25 protein-coding genes are annotated in these 17,675 nt (G+C 55.8%); 9 read left to right on the top strand and 16 right to left on the bottom strand.

Going from position 1 to position 17,675, the window contains the following annotated elements; all coding sequences use genetic code 11:
• Window positions 1-192 precede the first annotated feature (192 nt).
• Complete coding sequence (locus ACP4QI_RS17125) at window positions 193-585, bottom strand: YdeI family stress tolerance OB fold protein (RefSeq protein WP_142486819.1); 393 nt, start codon at window positions 583-585, stop codon at window positions 193-195.
• A 142-nt stretch (window positions 586-727) separates the two neighbouring features.
• Between ACP4QI_RS17125 and ACP4QI_RS17120 the strand changes: the two genes are divergently transcribed.
• Genes ACP4QI_RS17120 through ACP4QI_RS17105 form a run of 4 tightly spaced genes read left to right on the top strand, consistent with a single transcriptional unit; the run spans window position 728 to window position 3,219 of the window.
• Window positions 728-1,240 carry a hypothetical protein gene (locus ACP4QI_RS17120; RefSeq protein ID WP_142486818.1) on the top strand — a complete coding sequence of 171 codons (513 nt, stop codon included), beginning with the start codon at window positions 728-730 and terminating at the stop codon, window positions 1,238-1,240.
• A gap of 9 nt (window positions 1,241-1,249) precedes the next feature.
• A complete protein-coding gene (locus ACP4QI_RS17115) occupies window positions 1,250-1,702 on the top strand; it encodes a DUF421 domain-containing protein (RefSeq protein WP_142486817.1) in 453 nt (150 codons plus the stop codon).
• The gene (locus tag ACP4QI_RS17110) at window positions 1,699-2,223 is read left to right on the top strand and encodes a 2-oxo-tetronate isomerase (RefSeq protein ID WP_142486816.1); all 525 of its coding nucleotides are present in this window, start codon (window positions 1,699-1,701) and stop codon (window positions 2,221-2,223) included. Before ACP4QI_RS17115 ends, ACP4QI_RS17110 begins: the two co-directional genes overlap by 4 nt.
• A 9-nt stretch (window positions 2,224-2,232) precedes the next feature.
• Window positions 2,233-3,219, top strand: a complete 987-nt coding sequence (locus ACP4QI_RS17105; protein WP_285128406.1) for an SDR family oxidoreductase — start codon at window positions 2,233-2,235, stop codon at window positions 3,217-3,219.
• Window positions 3,220-3,726: 507 nt separating this feature from the next.
• Here the strand turns inward: ACP4QI_RS17105 and cydB are convergent.
• The 6 genes from cydB to ACP4QI_RS17075 all read right to left on the bottom strand — a co-directional run bounded on the left by cydB (window position 3,727) and on the right by ACP4QI_RS17075 (window position 8,414).
• Entirely contained in the window at window positions 3,727-4,737 is a 1,011-nt protein-coding gene (cydB, locus tag ACP4QI_RS17100; RefSeq protein ID WP_156264460.1) for a cytochrome d ubiquinol oxidase subunit II, read from the bottom strand.
• On the bottom strand, window positions 4,737-6,140 hold the full coding sequence (locus ACP4QI_RS17095; protein ID WP_142486813.1) for a cytochrome ubiquinol oxidase subunit I: 1,404 nt from the start codon (window positions 6,138-6,140) through the stop codon (window positions 4,737-4,739). Before ACP4QI_RS17095 ends, cydB begins: the two co-directional genes overlap by 1 nt.
• A 75-nt stretch (window positions 6,141-6,215) precedes the next feature.
• The gene (locus ACP4QI_RS17090) at window positions 6,216-7,088 is read right to left on the bottom strand and encodes a manganese catalase family protein (protein ID WP_231313801.1); all 873 of its coding nucleotides are present in this window, start codon (window positions 7,086-7,088) and stop codon (window positions 6,216-6,218) included.
• A gap of 15 nt (window positions 7,089-7,103) precedes the next feature.
• Window positions 7,104-7,610: a ferritin-like domain-containing protein gene (locus tag ACP4QI_RS17085; RefSeq protein ID WP_142486811.1), complete on the bottom strand. Its 507-nt coding sequence runs from the start codon at window positions 7,608-7,610 to the stop codon at window positions 7,104-7,106.
• 31 nt (window positions 7,611-7,641) lie between these two features.
• The gene (locus tag ACP4QI_RS17080; protein WP_106994953.1) at window positions 7,642-8,136 is read right to left on the bottom strand and encodes a YciE/YciF ferroxidase family protein; all 495 of its coding nucleotides are present in this window, start codon (window positions 8,134-8,136) and stop codon (window positions 7,642-7,644) included.
• Between the two features lie 92 nt (window positions 8,137-8,228).
• Window positions 8,229-8,414: a con-10 family general stress protein gene (locus ACP4QI_RS17075; protein ID WP_103180815.1), complete on the bottom strand. Its 186-nt coding sequence runs from the start codon at window positions 8,412-8,414 to the stop codon at window positions 8,229-8,231.
• 585 nt (window positions 8,415-8,999) lie between these two features.
• Here ACP4QI_RS17075 and ACP4QI_RS17070 point away from each other — a divergent pair.
• Window positions 9,000-9,518 carry a hypothetical protein gene (locus tag ACP4QI_RS17070; protein ID WP_231313802.1) on the top strand — a complete coding sequence of 173 codons (519 nt, stop codon included), beginning with the start codon at window positions 9,000-9,002 and terminating at the stop codon, window positions 9,516-9,518.
• A 64-nt stretch (window positions 9,519-9,582) separates the two neighbouring features.
• Here the strand turns inward: ACP4QI_RS17070 and ACP4QI_RS17065 are convergent, their stop codons facing one another.
• The 3 genes from ACP4QI_RS17065 to ACP4QI_RS17055 form a co-directional block, all read right to left on the bottom strand.
• Complete coding sequence (locus ACP4QI_RS17065; RefSeq protein ID WP_166183533.1) at window positions 9,583-9,756, bottom strand: hypothetical protein; 174 nt, start codon at window positions 9,754-9,756, stop codon at window positions 9,583-9,585.
• Window positions 9,757-9,836: 80 nt separating this feature from the next.
• Window positions 9,837-10,091: a hypothetical protein gene (locus tag ACP4QI_RS17060; RefSeq protein WP_426495637.1), complete on the bottom strand. Its 255-nt coding sequence runs from the start codon at window positions 10,089-10,091 to the stop codon at window positions 9,837-9,839.
• A gap of 273 nt (window positions 10,092-10,364) precedes the next feature.
• Window positions 10,365-10,802 (bottom strand): hypothetical protein, encoded by a 438-nt coding sequence (locus ACP4QI_RS17055; RefSeq protein ID WP_285126181.1) that lies wholly within the window; start codon window positions 10,800-10,802, stop codon window positions 10,365-10,367.
• Between the two features lie 471 nt (window positions 10,803-11,273).
• Between ACP4QI_RS17055 and ACP4QI_RS17050 the strand changes: the two genes are divergently transcribed.
• A complete protein-coding gene (locus ACP4QI_RS17050; RefSeq protein ID WP_106994957.1) occupies window positions 11,274-11,624 on the top strand; it encodes a type II toxin-antitoxin system HicB family antitoxin in 351 nt (116 codons plus the stop codon).
• A 75-nt stretch (window positions 11,625-11,699) separates the two neighbouring features.
• On the opposite strand, the gene ACP4QI_RS17045 is transcribed toward ACP4QI_RS17050, so the two are convergent.
• The 3 genes from ACP4QI_RS17045 to ACP4QI_RS17035 all read right to left on the bottom strand — a co-directional run bounded on the left by ACP4QI_RS17045 (window position 11,700) and on the right by ACP4QI_RS17035 (window position 13,517).
• Entirely contained in the window at window positions 11,700-12,044 is a 345-nt protein-coding gene (locus ACP4QI_RS17045) for a HigA family addiction module antitoxin (RefSeq protein WP_142486806.1), read from the bottom strand.
• A gap of 43 nt (window positions 12,045-12,087) precedes the next feature.
• Complete coding sequence (locus tag ACP4QI_RS17040) at window positions 12,088-12,411, bottom strand: type II toxin-antitoxin system RelE/ParE family toxin (protein ID WP_156264453.1); 324 nt, start codon at window positions 12,409-12,411, stop codon at window positions 12,088-12,090.
• Between the two features lie 212 nt (window positions 12,412-12,623).
• Window positions 12,624-13,517, bottom strand: coding sequence for a PhzF family phenazine biosynthesis protein (locus ACP4QI_RS17035; protein WP_426495636.1), 894 nt, complete (start codon window positions 13,515-13,517; stop codon window positions 12,624-12,626).
• Window positions 13,518-13,664: 147 nt separating this feature from the next.
• Here ACP4QI_RS17035 and ACP4QI_RS17030 point away from each other — a divergent pair, with 147 nt between their 5' ends.
• Window positions 13,665-14,048 carry a VOC family protein gene (locus tag ACP4QI_RS17030; RefSeq protein WP_285128400.1) on the top strand — a complete coding sequence of 128 codons (384 nt, stop codon included), beginning with the start codon at window positions 13,665-13,667 and terminating at the stop codon, window positions 14,046-14,048.
• Between the two features lie 22 nt (window positions 14,049-14,070).
• On the opposite strand, the gene ACP4QI_RS17025 is transcribed toward ACP4QI_RS17030, so the two are convergent.
• The 3 genes from ACP4QI_RS17025 to ACP4QI_RS17015 all read right to left on the bottom strand — a co-directional run bounded on the left by ACP4QI_RS17025 (window position 14,071) and on the right by ACP4QI_RS17015 (window position 15,816).
• Window positions 14,071-14,757: an RluA family pseudouridine synthase gene (locus ACP4QI_RS17025; RefSeq protein ID WP_285128399.1), complete on the bottom strand. Its 687-nt coding sequence runs from the start codon at window positions 14,755-14,757 to the stop codon at window positions 14,071-14,073.
• Between the two features lie 143 nt (window positions 14,758-14,900).
• Complete coding sequence (locus ACP4QI_RS17020; RefSeq protein ID WP_285128398.1) at window positions 14,901-15,377, bottom strand: DMT family transporter; 477 nt, start codon at window positions 15,375-15,377, stop codon at window positions 14,901-14,903.
• Between the two features lie 4 nt (window positions 15,378-15,381).
• Window positions 15,382-15,816 carry a DMT family transporter gene (locus ACP4QI_RS17015; RefSeq protein WP_426495635.1) on the bottom strand — a complete coding sequence of 145 codons (435 nt, stop codon included), beginning with the start codon at window positions 15,814-15,816 and terminating at the stop codon, window positions 15,382-15,384.
• Window positions 15,817-15,916: 100 nt separating this feature from the next.
• On the opposite strand from ACP4QI_RS17015, the gene ACP4QI_RS17010 reads away from it, so the two are divergent.
• Together ACP4QI_RS17010 and ACP4QI_RS17005 are read left to right on the top strand one after the other, a co-directional pair.
• The gene (locus tag ACP4QI_RS17010) at window positions 15,917-16,864 is read left to right on the top strand and encodes a LysR family transcriptional regulator (protein WP_426495634.1); all 948 of its coding nucleotides are present in this window, start codon (window positions 15,917-15,919) and stop codon (window positions 16,862-16,864) included.
• A 12-nt stretch (window positions 16,865-16,876) separates the two neighbouring features.
• Window positions 16,877-17,665 carry a phosphotransferase family protein gene (locus ACP4QI_RS17005; protein WP_426495633.1) on the top strand — a complete coding sequence of 263 codons (789 nt, stop codon included), beginning with the start codon at window positions 16,877-16,879 and terminating at the stop codon, window positions 17,663-17,665.
• The last annotated feature ends 10 nt before the right edge of the window (window positions 17,666-17,675 follow it).

Below are 17,675 nucleotides of genomic sequence, written 5' to 3'. Positions count from 1 at the left end.
AATACAATGTGAATTTGTGTAAAATTGTTTAAGTATTGCGAGGGGAAGGAAAGAGGGATTAATCCTAAAGCCCGGAATTATCCGAGTTTTGGGCTCCTTAATTCTGGTAGGTTAGTATCGGGAAAGAATATATCGGGGCGTTTCACGTGGATGTCAGGAAATATCCACGCGAAACTTAAGTGAAATTACACGCTATTTCTGAATGCGGTCGACGCGAACGACTGGCGGGTTCATCTTTTTATCCAGACTGCCGTTAATGCTGATCATATTGTCAGGCTTGACTTCACGCCCATCAAATACAGCCTGAGGAATAATGGTATCGATTGTGCCGGTTTTATCGCGGAATTTAAATTTATCGCCGCCGGAGCCATCAATTAAATTCCCGCGCAGGGAGATGGTCGCGCCATCGTGCATCTCTTTGGCCTGCTCCACGGTCATGGTTCGGGCATCCTCGGTACCGCGGTAACCCTCATCCAGCGAATGCGGTGGTGGCGGGGCAGCATCTTTCTTCAGTCCACCATTATCATCGGCATATGCCGCTGAGATTAAAAGACAACACAATAAGGGTGCGACGGTTAATTTCATACTGCCTCCTTGGTTTAACCTGCTTGACAGATTAAGCCTGGTTGCTATTTTTTATTTTGCAAACAGGAACAGTCTTAATCAAATTTATCTATAAAAATCATCTGGCTGTATAATCTTAATAAACGAAGCGGTGAGGTGATATATGGCGAAAGTAAAAGAAAATTCCCCTCCTTTACCCGGCGTGAAACAAAGCCATGCCGCACTGCAGTTTGAATACGACGCCCACCGCTTCGGTTTCGTTCTGTTATTGCTGATTATTGCCGCTGCGCTGTTGGGGCTTTTTTCGGGCGGTTATTTTAGCGAAGCGACAAAAACCAACGCCGCCAAAAGCGTGCAGGTGGAATACCAGCGTTTTGGCCGTCTGCAATCTCCCCTGGAGTTGAAAATTACCCTGCCGGGGCAAAGTAATGCCCCTGTGACAGTGCGTATTGGCGGGGAATATATGGCGCGGACGCAAACCGATAATATCTGGCCGCAGCCTGACGAAATGCACAGCGAGGGCGGGGAGCTGGTGCTGGTTTATCAGGAGGCGAAACCACGTCAGGATTTTACCGTCTGGCTCTATAGCACGCCGGATCAACCCGGTAAAACCGTCACCACTGTCACGTTAAATAATCAGCCGGGTCTCTCTTTCTGGCAATTTATCTATCCGTAGGGGACCAGTATGGAAATGATACTCAGGGCGGCGGCGATTTATCTGATTTTGCTGGTGGTCTTTAAAATCGCCGGAAGGCGGGCGCTGCTGCAAATGACCAGCTTTGATTTGATCCTGTTATTGATTATTAGTGAGGCCACCCAGCAGGCGCTGCTGGGGGAAGATTTTTCGGTAACCGGGGCCATGCTCACCATTATTACGCTGGTGGTGATTGATATGCTTTTCGGCGTGGCAAAAAAATATATTTCTGGCGCGGAATCGATGCTTGATGGCTCCCCGGTTATTCTGGTAGTGCACGGTGAATTACAGAACGAAAAATTAAAAAAGGTGGATGTCTCCTGCGATGACATTCTGGTGTCGGCCCGACAAAACCACGGAATATATCAGCTGGAAAAAATTAAATACGCAATCCTTGAACGCAATGGGCATATTTCGATTATTCCCGAAGAGAGTGAATCATGAAAGAAAATATCTGGAACCAGGCCAAAACCACCAAGGAACTTACCAGTCAGGTGTCGACGGTGTTAATCGATTTAGGCTGGCTGCTCACCACGGCCGAGTCCTGTACCGGCGGCAATGTGGCCTCTGCGCTCTGTGCAGAAAAGGATACCGCCTCGTTCTTTGGCACCGGCGTGGTGACCTTCAACAATGAAGCCAAGCACAAGGTGCTGGGGGTCAGTAATGCCACCCTGGAAAAGTACACCGCCGTCAGTAGCCAGACGGTGGGCGAGATGGCCGAAGGGGCGCTGAAGCTGGCCGATGCGGATGTCAGCATCGCCATCAGCGGCTACGCCGGGCCGGACGGCGGCGAGGATGGCACCCCGGCGGGTACCGTCTGGTTTGGCTGGTGCTTCCGCGGCGAGGTGACCACCGCCGTGCAGCACTTCACCGGCGAGTGTGAAGACGTGATTGAGAAAGCGGTTCGCTACGCGCTTTCTGAACTGTTGCGGCAGATCCCGCACTGGAAAAAGCAGCTGCATTAAGGAGAGGCTATGAGTGTGGTGGTAATTACCGGCGCAACGGCTGGGGTAGGCAAGGCCACGGCGCTGCGTTTTGCAGCGGCAGGCTACGACGTGGGCCTGATCGCCCGGGATAACCACAGCCTGGAAGCCACGCGGGCGGAGGTGGCGAACTATGGCGTCAACTGCCATGCGGTGAGCCTGGATGTGGCCGATGCCGCGGCCTTAAGCGGGGCAGCGCAGACGCTGGCCGACCGGCTGGGCGCTATCGACGTGTGGATAAACAACGCCATGTGTACCACCCTGGCCCCGTTTTACAGCATCACCGACGATGAGTTTCGTCGGGTGACGGAGGTGACCTATCTGGGCTGCGTCAACGGCACCCGGGCCGCGCTGGAGCAGATGATACCCCGCGACAGTGGGGTGATTATCCAGGTCGGTTCCGCGCTGGCCTACCGCTCCATTCCACTGCAATCGGCCTACTGCGGCGCCAAGGCGGCGATCCGCGGCTTTACCGATGCGCTGCGTACCGAGCTGATGCATGAGCGCAGCGGCGTGCATCTGGCGATGGTGCAGATGCCGGGACTCAACACCCCGCAGTTTGACTGGGCGCGGAATAAGTTCGCTTACAGCATGCGCCCGGTGGCGCCGGTATTTCAGCCGGAGGTCGCCGCCGAGGCCATCTTTGGCGTGGCGCAGAGACCGGTGCGCGAGCTGTGGGTGGGGCGCAGCACCATCGGAGCGATTGTTGGCCAGTTCCTGTTCCCCGGTTTTCTCGACCGGATGATGGTGAAAAAAGCCTGGGAAGGGCAGATGGACGAGGCGCTCAACCCACCTGAACGGCGGGACAACCTGACCGAACCGGTCGGCGGCGAACACCGGATACACGGGCGTTTTTCCCCGGAGGCTAAACCCCGCGCTGCGGCGATGACCTCCGGCGTGCCGGGCAAAGCCCTGCTCGGCACCGTCGCGCTGGCGGGGCTGCTGCTGATTGGAAAATGCCTCGGACGCCGGAAGTAGTTCGTAGGCCGGGTAGGGCGTAGCCGCCACCCGGCTTTTTATTGCGCACCGGGCCTTATGCGACAATGCCCGGCGGCGCTGTGCTTGCCGGGCCTACGGATGGTGCATGGTGCGGGTGTGGTAGGCCTGGTAAGGCGTAGCCGCCACCCGGCTTTTTTATCGCGCACCGGGCCTTATGCGACAACGCCCGGCGGCGCTGTGCTTGCCGGGCCTACGGCTCGTGCATGCTGCGGGTGTGGTAGGCCGGGTAAGGCGTAGCCGCCACCCGGCTTTTTATTGCGCACCGGGCCTTATGCGGCAACGCCCGTGCTTGCCGGGCCTACGGCTCGTGCATGGTGCGGGTGTGGTAGGCCGGGTAAGGCGTAGCCGCCACCCGGCTTTTTTATCGCGCAACGGGCCTTATGCGACAACGCCCGGCGGCGCTGTGCTTGCCGGGCCTACGGATGGTGCATGGTGCGGGTGTGGTAGGCCGGGTAAGGCGTAGCCGCCACCCGGCGATGTTGCAGCTTAGTGGTAACCCTCGGTATCCGTCACCTTGCCGCGGAACACGTAATAGCTCCAGGCGGTGTAGACCAGGATCAGCGGGATGATCAGCAGCGTGCCCACCAGCATAAACAGCTGGCTGGAAGGCGGGGCGGCCGCGTCCCAGATGGTGATGCGTGGCGGGATAATGTTGGGCCACAGGCTGATACCCAGCCCGCTAAAACCAAGGAAAATCAGCCCTAGGGTGAGAAGGAAAGGCCGGGCGTGGCTGTGCGGGTTGCGGGTGAGCCGCCAGATCCAGATCCCAAATACCGCCACCAGCAGCGGCACCGGCATGAAGTAAAAGAAGTTAGGCAACGAGAACCAGCGTTCGGAAACATACTGCCAGCCGAGGGGCGTCCAGATACTGACCACCGCCACGACCCCCAGCAGCGCCAGCAGCACATGGCGGGTCAGTTCCCGCATATGACGCTGTAACGCCCCTTCACTTTTCATGATAAGCCAGGTGGTGCCCAGCAGGGTATAAGCCACCATCAGCCCCAGACCGCAGAAGAGGTTGAAGGGCGTCAGCCAGTCCAGCGCGGAACCGGCAAAGCGACGGCCCTCCACGTCGAAACCGTTAATCATCGCCCCCACCACAATGCCCTGGCTGAAGGTCGCCAGCAGCGAACCGCCGGCGAAGGAGTAGTCCCAGAAGGCGCGGTGGGACGGCGTGGCTTTGAAGCGAAATTCAAAGGCCACGCCGCGGAAGATCAGGCCGATCAGCATGGCGGTCAGCGGGATCGTCAGGGCGTCGATAATGACCGCATAGGCCAGCGGGAAGGCGCCGAACAGCCCCGCGCCTCCCAGCACCAGCCAGGTTTCGTTCCCATCCCACACCGGGGCGACGCTGTTGACCATCACGTCCCGCGCCTGCGGGTCACGCTCAAAGTAGAAGAGCATCCCGATACCTAAATCGAACCCATCCATAATGATGTACATCAGGGTGGCGAAGACGATGATGGCAAACCAGATCACTGAGATATCGACGCCCATTATGGTTTCTCCTCTTCCGGTACCGGTTCAGCCGCTGAGAGCGGACGCGCGGGCCTGCCGTCGGTATTCAACGAGAGATTGTCGGTCGGCTGCGGTCCCTTCTTAATCAACCGCACCAGATAGACATACCCCACGCCAAACACCGAGCAGTAGACAACGATAAACGCCAGCAGGCTGATGCTCATCTGCAGGGTGCTGTGCAGCGACACCGCGTCAATGGTGCGCAGATAGCCATATACCACCCACGGCTGGCGGCCCACCTCGGTAGTGATCCAGCCCGCGAGGATCGCCACCAGACCGGCGGGGCCCATGCTCAGGGCGAACCAGTGGAACGGACGGGAGTGGTACAGGCGGTGTCGGTGGCGCAGCCACAGGCTGATAACGCCCATCAGGATCATCAGCAGCCCGAGGCCCACCATCACGCGGAACGACCAGAAGACGATCAGCGAGTTGGGTCGCTCATCTTTCGGAAAATCTTTCAGCGCCGGAACCTGCTTATCCAGGCTGTGGGTAAGGATCAGGCTACCGAGCGCCGGGATCTCCAGCCCGTATTTGGTGCGTTCCTCTTCCATATCCGGTACGCCAAACAGCAGCAGCGGCGTGGCTTCACCGGGTGGATTTTCCCAGTGGCCTTCAATGGCGGCAATTTTCGCCGGCTGATGTTCCAGGGTGTTCAGGCCGTGCATATCCCCGACAAAGGCCTGAATCGGTGCGACCAGCAGCGCCATCCACAGCGCCATCGAGAACATTTTGCGCACCGCCGGGCTGTCGTTACCGCGCAGCAGATGCCAGGCTCCCGATGCGCCCACAAACAGGGCGCTACTCAGGAAGGCAGCGATGGACATATGGATCAGGCGGTAGGGGAAGGAGGGGTTAAAGATAATGGCGAACCAGTCCTCGGGGATCACCTGGCCGTTCTCGATGCTGAAGCCCTGCGGGGTGTGCATCCAGCTGTTGGAAGCGAGGATCCAGAAGGTGGACATCAGGGTGCCGAGCGCCACCATGCAGGTGGCAAAAAAGTGCAGGCCGGGCCCGACCTTGTTCCAGCCAAACAGCATCACGCCGAGGAAACCCGCTTCGAGGAAGAAGGCGGTTAACACTTCATAGGTGAGCAGCGGGCCGGTGATGCTCCCGGCAAACTGGGAAAAGCCGCTCCAGTTGGTGCCGAACTGGTAGGCCATCACCAGACCGGAGACCACGCCCATGCCGAAGTTAACGGCGAAGATTTTTAACCAGAAGTGATACAGCGAGCGCCAGACGTCATTCTTCGTCTTCAGCCACATGCCCTCGAGCACCACCAGATAGCTGGCGAGGCCGATGGTTAAGGCCGGGAAGATAATGTGAAACGACACTGTGAAGGCGAACTGAAGCCTGGCGAGATGGAATGCATCGAGTTCGAACATCGTACTCTACCCCTGTCAGCGAAATGCCCCGTAAGAAACGGGGCATCGTGGTACAGCATTTACTTCGGCGCGGGGTTACGGTTTTTTCTTACCGGCCCCCAGCTCCGCGCCAGTCAACGGATTGGCCTTCGGATCCGACTCGGTGCGCGATGCCATCGCTTTCAACAGAGCGGCCTGCTCTTTCGAAAGCGAGACCTGAGCGCTCCCGTCGCCACCGTCAACGGCAGGTTGCGGATCGGCAACGTACTCGAAGTTTTCGTCGCTGTTCCAGCTACCGCGAAGATCGTCACCCGCAGACATATTGTAGTAGGTGGTTGAATATTGTTCGATAGGCGGCAGTTTCCCCGGTGGGAAATTATTGCGAATCGACTGCAGCGCCTTCTCAAACGAGAGCTGGTGCGCGGCTTCACGGGTCATCAGGAACGCGAGGGCATCTTTTACCCCGACATCGTCAGTGACGTTAATCAGGCGTTCATAGATGATCTTGGCGCGCGCTTCCGCTGCGATATTCGAGCGCAGGTCAGCGGTAGGTTCGCCAATGGTGTCGATATAGGCCGCGGTCCAGGGTACGCCGCCGGAGTTGGTCAGCGGTGGCCCACCCCCGTACAGCAGGGAGGTGATATGGCTGTCGTTACCGTTGGCCGTCAGGGAGCGATAGAGCTCCGCTTCCTGTTCGGTGCCTTCTGCCAGCTCGCCTTTAGCACCTTTATTCAGCATACCGACCAGCGTCCCGATGATTTCGAGGTGGCTCAGCTCTTCGGTAGCGATATCCATCAGCATCTCTCTGCGGCCTGCATCGTCATCGCCCAGACCCTGGGTGAAGTAACGGCAGGCGGCAGCCAGCTCGCCCTGAGGGCCGCCAAACTGCTCAAGCAGCAGGTTCGCGAGGCCGGGATTTGGCTCAGCGACGCGAACGGTGTATTGCAACTGTTTTACGTGTCGAAACATAGGCTCACTCCTGGGTTATTTTTTCGCTTCAACGCCTTCGGCGTCAGAGCGCAGGAGGAATTGTTCCGTGGTATCCGGGATATGCTGGATAAGCCAGTCGGCCATGCGCTGCTCTTCCGCGAGGATAGATTCGATGGCAGGGATCGAAGCCACGTCTCCGGCTTTTTTCGCCGCGGCCAGCAGGGAGGTATAGCAGGCGATTTCGAACTGCTCGAAAACGTAGCCGCTAATCGAACCTTTCACGATCTCATCCGATGCGGCCATGCCACCCATCGATTGGCCGAACGCCATCATTTTGCTCATGGAGTCTTTTAAAACCGAGCGGGAAATATCGTTACGATCGAGGATCTCTTCCAGCAGGGTAATCTGGTGCTTGGTTTCAGAAATATGCTGTTCAATTCGGGCGCGTACATCAGGGTAATTATCGATGCGGCTGGCCATTGATTCGAGCATTGATTCGGCTTGCTTTTCCATGGCGTGAGCATCGCGTAGCCAGTCATGGTAGTGTTCTACGTGATTCATATTTTCTTCCTCGGGTTCGGTTAATTCAGGCTTACTTTTCCGCTTTCTGATTAATATTACCGACGGCCAAATCGGTGAGTTTAAGATCGGTGGATTTCTCTTCTTCCAGCGTCTCGGCTAATAATTTTACCGCCTGGGTATAGCCTAATTGCTCGGCCAGTGTGGCGAGCGTGCCATAGCTGGCAATTTCGTAGTGCTCGACTTTTTGCGCCGCCGCGATCAAGGCTGCATCGCGTACTTCATTTTTTTCTGTGCTTTCAAGGACTTCATTGGCTTCTTCAATTAAGCCTTCCATTGCCACGCACTTCATTCTTTTCAGTTTAATATTGGGCGTTTTCTCCACGATCTGATCGATACGCTCAATCTGGCCGTGGGTCTCTTCCAGGTGCGCTTTAAACGCAGCGCTCAGATCCGGGCTGGAGGCTTCGCGGGACAACTTTGCCAGCGCACGGGTTAGCTGTTTTTCTGCACTGTAGGTGTCAGATAGCAAGTGAATAAACACATCTTCTATGCTTTTCATATTCATACGCTTTTCTCCAGTGACATAAAAATTCTGCGAGCCCGCGGACCCGCAGAGTACCGATTAAAGTGAATAACAGGCTTTAATAATGAGATGAATTAAGAGTTGTCAGATTTACGTCCGCCACCATGGCTATGCTGACCCCCCTTTTTGCCTGCTTCAGAAGCGCGCTGCGGATCATTTTTGAAATTACCGCCGCTTTGCTGTCCACCTTTTTTCCCTGCTTCAGAAGCCTTTTCACGATCCTGTGCGAAATTACCTGAACCACCACGTTGCTCTGCCATATTATGTTTCCTCATATACATCGTTTATGTCAGTAAGATACGTTTTCATTCGTATCCGTTGTCGTTCAGAATTAAATTTAGCCGCTATTTTTGAAGAGTCAAACGAGAATTTTGAAATAATTTCCAGTCCATCTGATGAGTTGGAGGAAATATCGGTTCGCTTGTTTTTAGAATATTTTCCTTCAAGGTGATGTTATCAAACGACCTTCCGGGATAACGGCTTAACGCGTTTTTCTCTGTCTCGTTGAAACGCGCGATGCCAGGCGTGGCGGGGCTCTTTACTGAAGTTTACAATTAGGGTAAGCGATGCATAGCGCATAAAAAATAAAAATACGTGGGATTAGTCTTAATTGATTTCCTATATTATTCGCAGCGCGTAAGAGTGACTAAAAAATAATCTAGCGAAGCGGTTGAGTATATTATGCATGGATTACAGTGATTCATGGAAAATGCTACTTCATAAAGAGTAAACGAAGGGCAGGATTAAATACCCTGATAAAGTATGATGGTGAATCGGGTACGTTGGTCAATACTGAGCCGGAGCGGTGACGCGGTGTCATCCTGCTAGCTGCAACGGTGAGCCATATGATTGATTTCGTTTCGGGTGTCCTGATCCACACTCCCTTCTGGGTCTATCTCATCCTGCTGTTTCTGATAAGCCGGGGCATCAAGGCGCGCAGGCCCGCGACCGTGGCGCTGGAGAAGCTGGCCATCATCCCGGCTATTTTTCTGCTCTGGGATATCTACGATCTGCTGGTTTTCCGCAAGCTGACGCTGGCGACCGGCTCCCTGTGGCTGGTGGGATTACTCAGCGGCGCGGCGATGGGCTACATCCTGATCAAACGCACGGCGGTGGCCCGCGCCGCCGCGCCGCGCAGCATCTATCGTGAGGCGGACTATTCGGCCCTGCCTTTTATGATGCTCGCCTTTGCGGTGAAGTATGTGCTGGGGGTGATGAGCGCCATCGCGCCTGATGTGCTGCTGCGCCCCGGAGTGAGTGCGTTCGCCATCATCACCGGCGGGCTGTTCGCCGGGGTGTTTGTCGGCAAGTTTGTGCGCTATGTGCGGGTGTATCTGGCGGCGGAGATGCGGGAAGTGGGGTGAGAGGGATCCCCTCTCCCTGGAGGAAGAGGGCTGGGATGAACGTGCCGCGTAATGGGATACTCCGTTAGCCGACGTTAACAAGTTCAGCTTTCTTTGTTGGCCCAACGAGGTCCATCTCTTTTTCCCGCTGGCCCACTTGTGCAAGTTTGTTGCCGTCAATAGTTGCCCAGAAGTCTGCGGCGCGTTTGGCAGCAGCAGTCGCTTTAACAGAATCGATTTTTTTGTTTTGCTTGATCATAACGTCTCCCGGTTGGTTTTTAACCATTTCATCAGAGTTTACAGCGGTCGCGTTTGCCTGACAAACAGTCGATTTTTATCTCAGTGGATACCCATCACTTTGCGTCGAATCGTTGTCTGAATATCAGCGACTGCAGAGGACATTTTGTTGGGGGCGTAAAACACTTGTGAGAATCCATACGATCGATAGCGTGGTTTCATCTCCTCCAGGGGGTCATGTATCACCACATCATCAAGTTCCATCATGCTGCAAAATGTTGTCGAATAGATCAGAGCAATAATAAAGACGTTACCTGTAAGCGCACTCTTTTTGTGAGCTCTCAGATTTTCCAGCATGCAAATGGCGAACTCCTTCCTGCGAGCATCATATTTGCAAAGTATTGCTGCATGCAGGACAGCATAATCATATCCCTTCGTACTCAAAGGTAAGTTTTGTCTTCCTCGCTTAACGAACCTACGATGATGCTATCCCAACCGAAGCTCTGAATGATTTTTTGAGTAGTATGAAGGCAGTGTTCATGTATTTCCTGGAGCGATAAATTGCTCATGTCATCAGCCATCCTTAGCTGTCATCTTCCCCTCACGCTATCGTGAGGGGAAACATTCACATTAGTTAATCCACTCCACTCCCGCATCGGTTGTCAGCCAGCGTGGCGCCTTCAGGCGATCGGCAAAATAGCCGGTTAACTCTGCCAGCAGATCGCTCATGGTGCGGGCGGTATCCGGTGCCAGCGTATTGCTGATTAACAACCGGGCGATCGCTTCACAATAACCGCAAAGCGCATCGGATTCCGGTGCGAACTCCGGCTGATGCAGGGGCAGGGAATCAACGGTGAGATATGCCTCAAGATCCCGGGGAATGGGCTCATGCAGCGTCGGTTTCAGCAGTGCCAGGCAGGCAGCGAGGCGGCCGCACAGGGCGATTTTCATTGTCGGATCCTCTTCGCACAGCATCGCTTCGCAGAAGCGTTCGCAGTTATCGGCCAGTTCAGTGAAGTCGGTGTTGTGGTCGAAGGGGGCGGTAATGAGCGGGTTGATAGTAGCCATATAAATAACCTCAGTATGTGTTTATCGCCGCCACAGGAAATGCCAATTTCCATTGGTGGCGGAGCCGGACGAGGTTGGCATAACCGGACATACTGATAACCGGCGCGCTTTTCAGCGCCCTCGCCCGGCCCACCCTAGAGTGTAGCCGGACGCATAGCGCAAAAAAAGCCTCGCGCTACCAGTATGTTATGCAGGATGCCAATCCCGACGCCAGATGTTGCTGACGTACAGACACCCTACGCCGCAAATAGCCATTGTTAAAGCAGGGATATAAGGCAGATTTCATTCCTGCGAGGCGTCTTCAGGAAAAGATGTGAATGCGATGAATTGTTGCAGTTCAGCGGGAAGAAGGAGCTCAACAATGATGTTGCACGTCATTATCCTGGTTTGTTGTTCGCGGTGCTCTTGTCACACTTCGTCTCTGTAAGGATCAGAGATAATTAGGGTCGATACACTTCACAGGAGAGGAAAATGGTATATATCAGCAACATCATGATGATTGAAGGGCAACCGGCCATCATTACCTTTGAAGCTGAAATCGGTGCGTTTCGCGGTAAGTTCCTGAATGTCGCTGGTTACTGTGATTTTGTCGCGGACAGTATCGCCGGTCTGCATAAAGAGGGAGAAATCTCTTTGGCAGAATATTTACAGGATTGTCGTGAAGAAGGTATTCAGCCGTTTCGTGAAGAACAACAGGAACGGCTGACTGTTCGGGTATCTGGACGCCTGGGTGCCCGCCTGACGGCAGTTGCTAAACAGCATTCAATCTCTAAAAACCAGTTAATCGTTGAAGTGTTAGAGCGGGAACTGGCGTTGGTCTAACCGCGGCCGAAAAAACGAGTATTCCATTGCGGGCCAATACAGGGCCCGCATTCATAAGTTTATGCTCTCTTAGAATTACGCTACAGACTGCTGCGCTTTCTTCCTCTCAACCATCTCCGCCGCAGTAATGATCTGCTGATGTTCTGCCTGCATGCGCTCGTCGTGCTGAATTTCCCAGATATCCACGTTCAGCTGCAAGTTCAGCCAAAACTCAATGGTGGTATCAAAAGCCCGGGCTAGCCGTACGGCCATGTCCGTGGTCAGTTTTCGGTTGTTATTGACCAGCGCGCTGACGCTGTTTCTGTGCACGTTAAGCATCTCGGCCAGATCGGCAATTTTTAAATGCAGCGGCTCAAGAAACTCGTGAAGCAGAATATCGCCGGGTGTGGTCGGTTTACGGGTGCTGTTTGTGAATGCCATTTTATGACCTGCCTTGTTTAGCGGATGTCCCCATACGCATCGCTCATCGGTGAGCATTGTAGGTATGAGGATCAAGATAAATCCCTTTCGCCTTACCGCCTGACCAGATGAAAATCAGTCGGTATTGCCTGTTCACGCGTATCGAATAACAACCCAGAAGCGGCGAGCTCAACGCTTCAAGCTTGTTGCCGGGTGGGCTACGCAGATCCCGATACGAGGTCGCTGCGTTGATGATGTCGAGTTTTCGCATCAGAGCTGACGCTATCTCTGCCGGGATTTTTCCATGTGGACGTCCATATAGAAAAAAGTCCTCAAGCCAGGTATCGCGAAAGTCAGAGATGCTCCTTAACGTAAGTGGTGTGGTCATTCTCCATCCTGGTGAACGTAGGTCAGTTTAATGCACTTATGCACTGTGCGCAAGTGCGTTTGTTTACATGTTCTGTAATGGCAAATTAACCTGGAGTTTTAGCGTGGGGAAGCGTAGCGCTGGGGAGAATGTAAGGTTTGCGAGGCGTCTTCAGAAAAGGGGAAGTGCGTAGGCCGGGTAAGGCGTAGCCGCCACCCGGCGATGTTGCAGCGTTAAAGCGTAAACACCCCTTCCATGGTAATGACACAGCTGCCGCCCACCCGAACCACGGGTTTTCCTGACGAGGCGTCATACCCCGAATAAAGCAAACTTGCCCGCCCCATATCAACGCCCTGGCTCACCTGTAGCGACAGCGTGGTTTGATCCTGAAGCAGGGCCAGCAGGGCGGTTACCGCGGCGGTGGCGCTACCGGTCGCCGGATCTTCCGTCATGCGCGGGGTCAACATCCGCGCCTGGAGATCGCCCTGTTCACCGGCATCTTTATCAAGGGTATAGGCATACACAGAGACCGCGCCATCCAGCGGCAGCACCGCGCGGAACCCCTGCAAATTCGGCACGCAGCGGCGAAGCGCGTCCCGGGAGGCGAGTTCCACCACCAGAAACGGCAGGCCAACCGAGGCGACAAGCGGGTTATGCACCTCGGTGCGAATATCTTCTGCAGTCAGCGACAGGCAGGCGGCAACCTGTTCCGGGCTGACTTCCGAGCGACAGGATAAGGCTTCCGGCGTGACCAGTTCGCCACCGGTCACCGTGCCATTGTCTTTTAACAGCCTGACAGGAACCAGCCCGGCGATTTCCTCGAACAGCAGCGTCTCAGGCAGAGGCGTGTCATTCATCGCCGCATAGATTGCCAGCACGTAAGCGGTGCCGACGTTGGGATGGCCCGCGAACGGAATTTCACGCGAGGGGGTAAAAATCCGCACCCGCGCGGTATGGGCAGCATCGTCCGGCGGAAGCACAAAGGTTGTTTCACTGTAGCCAAACTCAACGGCAATCCGCTGCATTTGCTCCGTGCTCAGATCCTCTGCGTCTAAAACGACGGCGACGGGATTGCCCTGAAAGGGGGTATCAGTAAAAACATCAGCCACAACATAACGTCTTTTCATTTACTGTCCTGAATGAAGTGATTAAAAGCAATCCATGGATGGTACTTCCTTAGCATGCAAATTAACAAAGACACTCACGGGGAAATGAAAAACGTCAGGGCAGATAGACTAAGGCGCATTGACGAACCTTCCACAGGAGAGCGCCGGATGTTCACCCATATGCGAATTGCCAGACCCGTTACCGACCCCGAACGATCGTTCCAGATGTACAGCCAGGGACTGGGCCTGCAAAAGATTGCTGACTTCCAGGATCATCAGGGATTCAGCGGGATTATGGCAGGCAAGGAAGCGTTGCCCTGGCACCTCGAGTTTACGGTGTGTCACCATCATCCGGTCCAGCCCTCCCATACCGAAGAGGACCTGTTCGTTCTCTATTATCCCGATAAAGCGGAGTGGGAGCAGGCCTGCGCCCGGATGATCGACGCAGGTTTTACTGGCGTGGATTCCTTTAACCCCTACTGGGACGTTAACGGACGGACGTTCGTGGATCACGATGGCTACCGGGTCGTTTTGCAGAACCGGGCATGGTGATTTGACGCAGGGCTTATCACCTTCAGAACGGGCTGGCATGGCGGGCGACGATCGGCTCCCCGCTGACGGGATGGGCAAAATGCAGCTCGCTGGCGTGCAGCATAAGCCGCGGCGTCCGTTCGGTGCCGGGCGGCAGGAGCCCGCCATACAGATCGCAGCCCAGGATCGGGTGGCCCAGCTGCTGGCAGTGAATGCGCAGCTGGTGGGTGCGCCCGGTCTCCGGGGTAAGCGCAACCCGCGTCACCGGCACCGTCCCTTCGTGATAAAAACGCTCCACCACACGATAGCGGGAGCGGGCAGGTTTGCCGTTGATAGCGCAAATCGACATCAGCGGAAACAGCGCCGGATCTTTCGCAATGGGCGCATCTATCACCCCTTCGTCATCGGCCAGATGGCCGCAGAGCAGGGCGGTGTAGATCTTGGTCACGCTGCGCTGGCTGAACTGCTGGCACAGGGCGGCATTGATCGCCTTGTTGCGGGCAATCACCATCAGCCCGGAGGTGCCGAAATCCAGGCGATGCACCAGGGTGCAGCCGGGGAAGGTCTGCACCAGCCGGTAATGCACGGAATCGAGATTTTGCGGATTCTTCCCCGACAGGCTGAGCAGCCCGCTGGGTTTATTGATCAGCACCAGATGATCGTCCTGCCACAGCGTCTCTATCGGGTCGTGGCACGGCGGGGCAATAAAGGTATCGATAATGGCAGACATCAGGCTGACCGGCGGATAAAAGAGGCGAGGATAATAACCAATTTGCCGCGGGCTGGCGAATCGGCTCTATTTGCCGGGTGGCGCTACGCTTACCCGGCCTACAACACCCTCGTAGGCCCGTGCAAGCGCAGCGCCGCCGGGCATTATGTTGCCTGCGCAGGTTCTTCTTTCGTTTCCGGCGTTCGGCTGCTGGAATAGATAAAGAACAGGGCGATCCCCAGACAGACGACAGCCCCCAGACGGCTCATCGAAAACGGAATCGCCGCATTACCCAGCCAGCCGAAATTGTCGATCAGCATGCTCATGGTCAGCTGACCGAAAATCACCGCCACGGTAGCGACCGCCGTACCGATACGCTGCACGGCCAGCACCATGATCACGATGTAGGGCACGCCAAACATTGCGCCCAGCAGCTGCCATTTCGGCACGTCCAGCAGGGTCACGGCCTGTTTCGGTTCAAAGAAGAAGATCAGCAGGGCGGTGATCAGCGCGCCGACGGAAAAGGTCAGGAACGCACTTTTGAAGACGCCTACTTTGCTGCCCAGCTGGCCGTTGATGGCGGCCTGAATGCTCAGCGTCGCACCCCCGATAACCGCCAGAATAATCATGATAAATGTCATACTGTTACCCCTGTGCAACCAGAACCAGCGCGGCGATGATGAACCCCAGCGCGATGATGCGTTTACTGTCAATTTTGCGGTGCGGCGTGCCCAGCAGGCCGTAGTGGTCGATGATCAGGCTTTTAAAGACCTGGCCCGCCAGGATGCCAATCATGGTCATGGCGATGCCGATCGCCGGGGTGGCGATGGTCAGAATAATGACGTACACCGGGCCGAGCACCCCACCCAGCAGCTGCCATGAGGGCTGGGCAAAAAACGACGGGCTGTTGCGCGGGCTGAAAAACAGCATCAGCAAAAACGTCAGGGCGGCACCGACGCCGAACACGCTAAAGGTGGCCCACAGATCGCCCACTTCACCGCCGAGCGGGCCCAGCAGTCCTGCCTCGACGGACAGCCCCATGCCGCCCGCGATCACCAATAAAATCAATATAAGTTGCATACCACGTCGTCTCTCCGTTGTTGAGGCCGGGAAGCGTACGCCTGAACATCCGTGAGAAAAATGCCATAATGCAATAAACACCTGTGCAGGAAATGCATTAATGGACGATGTCGCAAATATCAGTGTTCGCTGGCTGCAGATCTTTATTGCGGTTTATGAAACCCAGAACTTTTCCGTGGTGGCGCGTCGGGAGGGGATTTCGGCGTCGCAGGTTTCCCGCGTTATCCACCAGCTGGAAGATGCCCTCGGCCAGCAGCTGTTCTACCGCAATACGCGGGCGATTATCCCGACCGAGAGCGGCCATCTGTTTATTCGTTTTGCCCGCCAGATGCTCGGCAATCTTGACGAGGCGCGCCGGGAGCTGGACGAACGCAAGCGGGAGCCTTCTGGCGTTATCCGCATCAACACCCCGGTCTTTTTCGGCCAGCGGCATATCGCCCCCTGGCTGCCCGGCCTGACGGAGCGTTATCCCCGTCTCAGCATCGAACTGACGCTGACCGATGACTTTATTGACCCCCATCGGGATGCCGCCGACGTGATCTTTCGCATCGGTGCGCTGACCGACTCCTCTTTTCACGCCCGGGTGCTAGGCCAGCAGTTTTATCACCTCGCCGCCGCTCCGGCGTACCTGCGCAAATACGGCACGCCGAAAACGCCGGACGACATTATGGGGCACAAATGCCTGGTCTACCGCGGCTCGTCCGGCCCCAACCGCTGGCTGCTGCGTCGGCCCGGCGAGGCGTGGATCCACTATCCCGTTACGCCGCTGATGTCCTCCAATAACGCCGAAACCCTGCTTATCGCGGCGCTGGGCGGGATGGGGATTGTGCTGTTTCCGGACTGGCTGATTGGCGACCGGTTCCACAGCGGTGAGCTGGTGAAGCTGCTGCCGGACCACGAGACCTCCATTAATACCGAGCCCCTAAACATTGCGGCGATCTACCCCCATACGCGCCACCCGCCGCTGAACGTGCGGGCGGTCATTGATTACTACGTGGAAGCGTTTGGGTCGCCGCTTTACTGGCAGTCTGGGGCGAAGGGGGCATAACAGGAATCAAGCATGTCTGAACAGAATTTATCCAGAATGGGTGCGGCGAACGTCACGCTGATCGGCGAGGAAGAGGGCCACCAGGTCATCGAAAAATATCCCGTCAGTGAGGTGGAGTTTGCGTTTTATCACTCCGCTGCGCCGCGACTTCGCCATGCGGGGATCGCTTCTCCTGCGCTGCTGTTCGCTGATGCCTCCCGGCGCAAAATAAGGCTGGAATATATTCCCCACCCGGTGGATCAGGACGCTGTAGCAGGCGATGAGGTGCTGTCGATGCTGGCCCGCCTGCACGATCATCCGCCGGATCCTTCATGGACTTATCATCCCCACGGCTGGTCAGCTGCCGCGCTTGAGGCCTCCCTCGCGCTGTTGGCCTTACCAGAAAGCGCAGCACAGCAGATGCGCCGTTTTCATCAGCACAGCGAGGCGCTGTTTCGGCATCCGGGTTTAATTTCCGGCGACAGTAATGCGGGTAACTGGGGCCAAAGAGATAACGGCGAGTGGGTGCTTTTTGACTGGGAACGGTTTGGCACGGGAAGCCCGGCTATCGACCTCGCCCCCCTGATTAAGGGGATGGGCACCCTTCAGGCATTCAATACGCTGGCCGATCGTTATAGTCTTATTGCCTGTTATTCCGACGCGCGTGACTTAGCCAAAGAGATCGCCATAGCGAAAGCCTGGATTGTGACGGAGGTGGTTTTACTGCTGCATGCGCGGCAGAAAAGCGATTTTCAGGCCTACCTCAGCTGGTACAGAGAGCATCTTCCTGGCTGGTTAGCGCGCACCGTCAACATACTCTGAATACCTGCAT

Source organism: Leclercia sp. TB492, from assembly GCF_049974505.2.
GTDB classification, from domain to species: domain Bacteria; phylum Pseudomonadota; class Gammaproteobacteria; order Enterobacterales; family Enterobacteriaceae; genus Enterobacter; species Enterobacter adecarboxylatus_C.
Note: the sequence above shows the minus strand (reverse complement) of the source record. Positions and strands in the feature narration are given on the sequence as shown.

Bases quoted from the DNA above. Each gene is read 5' to 3' on its own strand.
- ACP4QI_RS17030 (WP_285128400.1), top strand. From the start codon at position 13,665: ATGTTCACCCATATGCGAATTGCCAGACCCGTTACCGACCCCGAACGA.
- ACP4QI_RS17080 (WP_106994953.1), bottom strand. From the start codon at position 8,136: ATGAATATGAAAAGCATAGAAGATGTGTTTATTCACTTGCTATCTGAC.
- ACP4QI_RS17015 (WP_426495635.1), bottom strand. From the start codon at position 15,816: ATGCAACTTATATTGATTTTATTGGTGATCGCGGGCGGCATGGGGCTG.
- ACP4QI_RS17110 (WP_142486816.1), top strand. From the start codon at position 1,699: ATGAAAGAAAATATCTGGAACCAGGCCAAAACCACCAAGGAACTTACC.
- ACP4QI_RS17020 (WP_285128398.1), bottom strand. From the start codon at position 15,377: ATGACATTTATCATGATTATTCTGGCGGTTATCGGGGGTGCGACGCTG.
- cydB (WP_156264460.1), bottom strand. From the start codon at position 4,737: ATGGGCGTCGATATCTCAGTGATCTGGTTTGCCATCATCGTCTTCGCC.
- ACP4QI_RS17115 (WP_142486817.1), top strand. From the start codon at position 1,250: ATGGAAATGATACTCAGGGCGGCGGCGATTTATCTGATTTTGCTGGTG.
- ACP4QI_RS17090 (WP_231313801.1), bottom strand. From the start codon at position 7,088: ATGTTTCGACACGTAAAACAGTTGCAATACACCGTTCGCGTCGCTGAG.
- ACP4QI_RS17125 (WP_142486819.1), bottom strand. From the start codon at position 585: ATGAAATTAACCGTCGCACCCTTATTGTGTTGTCTTTTAATCTCAGCG.
- ACP4QI_RS17085 (WP_142486811.1), bottom strand. From the start codon at position 7,610: ATGAATCACGTAGAACACTACCATGACTGGCTACGCGATGCTCACGCC.
- ACP4QI_RS17070 (WP_231313802.1), top strand. From the start codon at position 9,000: ATGATTGATTTCGTTTCGGGTGTCCTGATCCACACTCCCTTCTGGGTC.
- ACP4QI_RS17060 (WP_426495637.1), bottom strand. From the start codon at position 10,091: ATGCTGGAAAATCTGAGAGCTCACAAAAAGAGTGCGCTTACAGGTAAC.
- ACP4QI_RS17005 (WP_426495633.1), top strand. From the start codon at position 16,877: ATGTCTGAACAGAATTTATCCAGAATGGGTGCGGCGAACGTCACGCTG.
- ACP4QI_RS17120 (WP_142486818.1), top strand. From the start codon at position 728: ATGGCGAAAGTAAAAGAAAATTCCCCTCCTTTACCCGGCGTGAAACAA.
- ACP4QI_RS17040 (WP_156264453.1), bottom strand. From the start codon at position 12,411: ATGACCACACCACTTACGTTAAGGAGCATCTCTGACTTTCGCGATACC.
- ACP4QI_RS17095 (WP_142486813.1), bottom strand. From the start codon at position 6,140: ATGTTCGAACTCGATGCATTCCATCTCGCCAGGCTTCAGTTCGCCTTC.
- ACP4QI_RS17065 (WP_166183533.1), bottom strand. From the start codon at position 9,756: ATGATCAAGCAAAACAAAAAAATCGATTCTGTTAAAGCGACTGCTGCT.
- ACP4QI_RS17025 (WP_285128399.1), bottom strand. From the start codon at position 14,757: ATGTCTGCCATTATCGATACCTTTATTGCCCCGCCGTGCCACGACCCG.
- ACP4QI_RS17055 (WP_285126181.1), bottom strand. From the start codon at position 10,802: ATGGCTACTATCAACCCGCTCATTACCGCCCCCTTCGACCACAACACC.
- ACP4QI_RS17045 (WP_142486806.1), bottom strand. From the start codon at position 12,044: ATGGCATTCACAAACAGCACCCGTAAACCGACCACACCCGGCGATATT.
- ACP4QI_RS17035 (WP_426495636.1), bottom strand. From the start codon at position 13,517: ATGAAAAGACGTTATGTTGTGGCTGATGTTTTTACTGATACCCCCTTT.
- ACP4QI_RS17010 (WP_426495634.1), top strand. From the start codon at position 15,917: ATGGACGATGTCGCAAATATCAGTGTTCGCTGGCTGCAGATCTTTATT.
- ACP4QI_RS17105 (WP_285128406.1), top strand. From the start codon at position 2,233: ATGAGTGTGGTGGTAATTACCGGCGCAACGGCTGGGGTAGGCAAGGCC.
- ACP4QI_RS17050 (WP_106994957.1), top strand. From the start codon at position 11,274: ATGGTATATATCAGCAACATCATGATGATTGAAGGGCAACCGGCCATC.
- ACP4QI_RS17075 (WP_103180815.1), bottom strand. From the start codon at position 8,414: ATGGCAGAGCAACGTGGTGGTTCAGGTAATTTCGCACAGGATCGTGAA.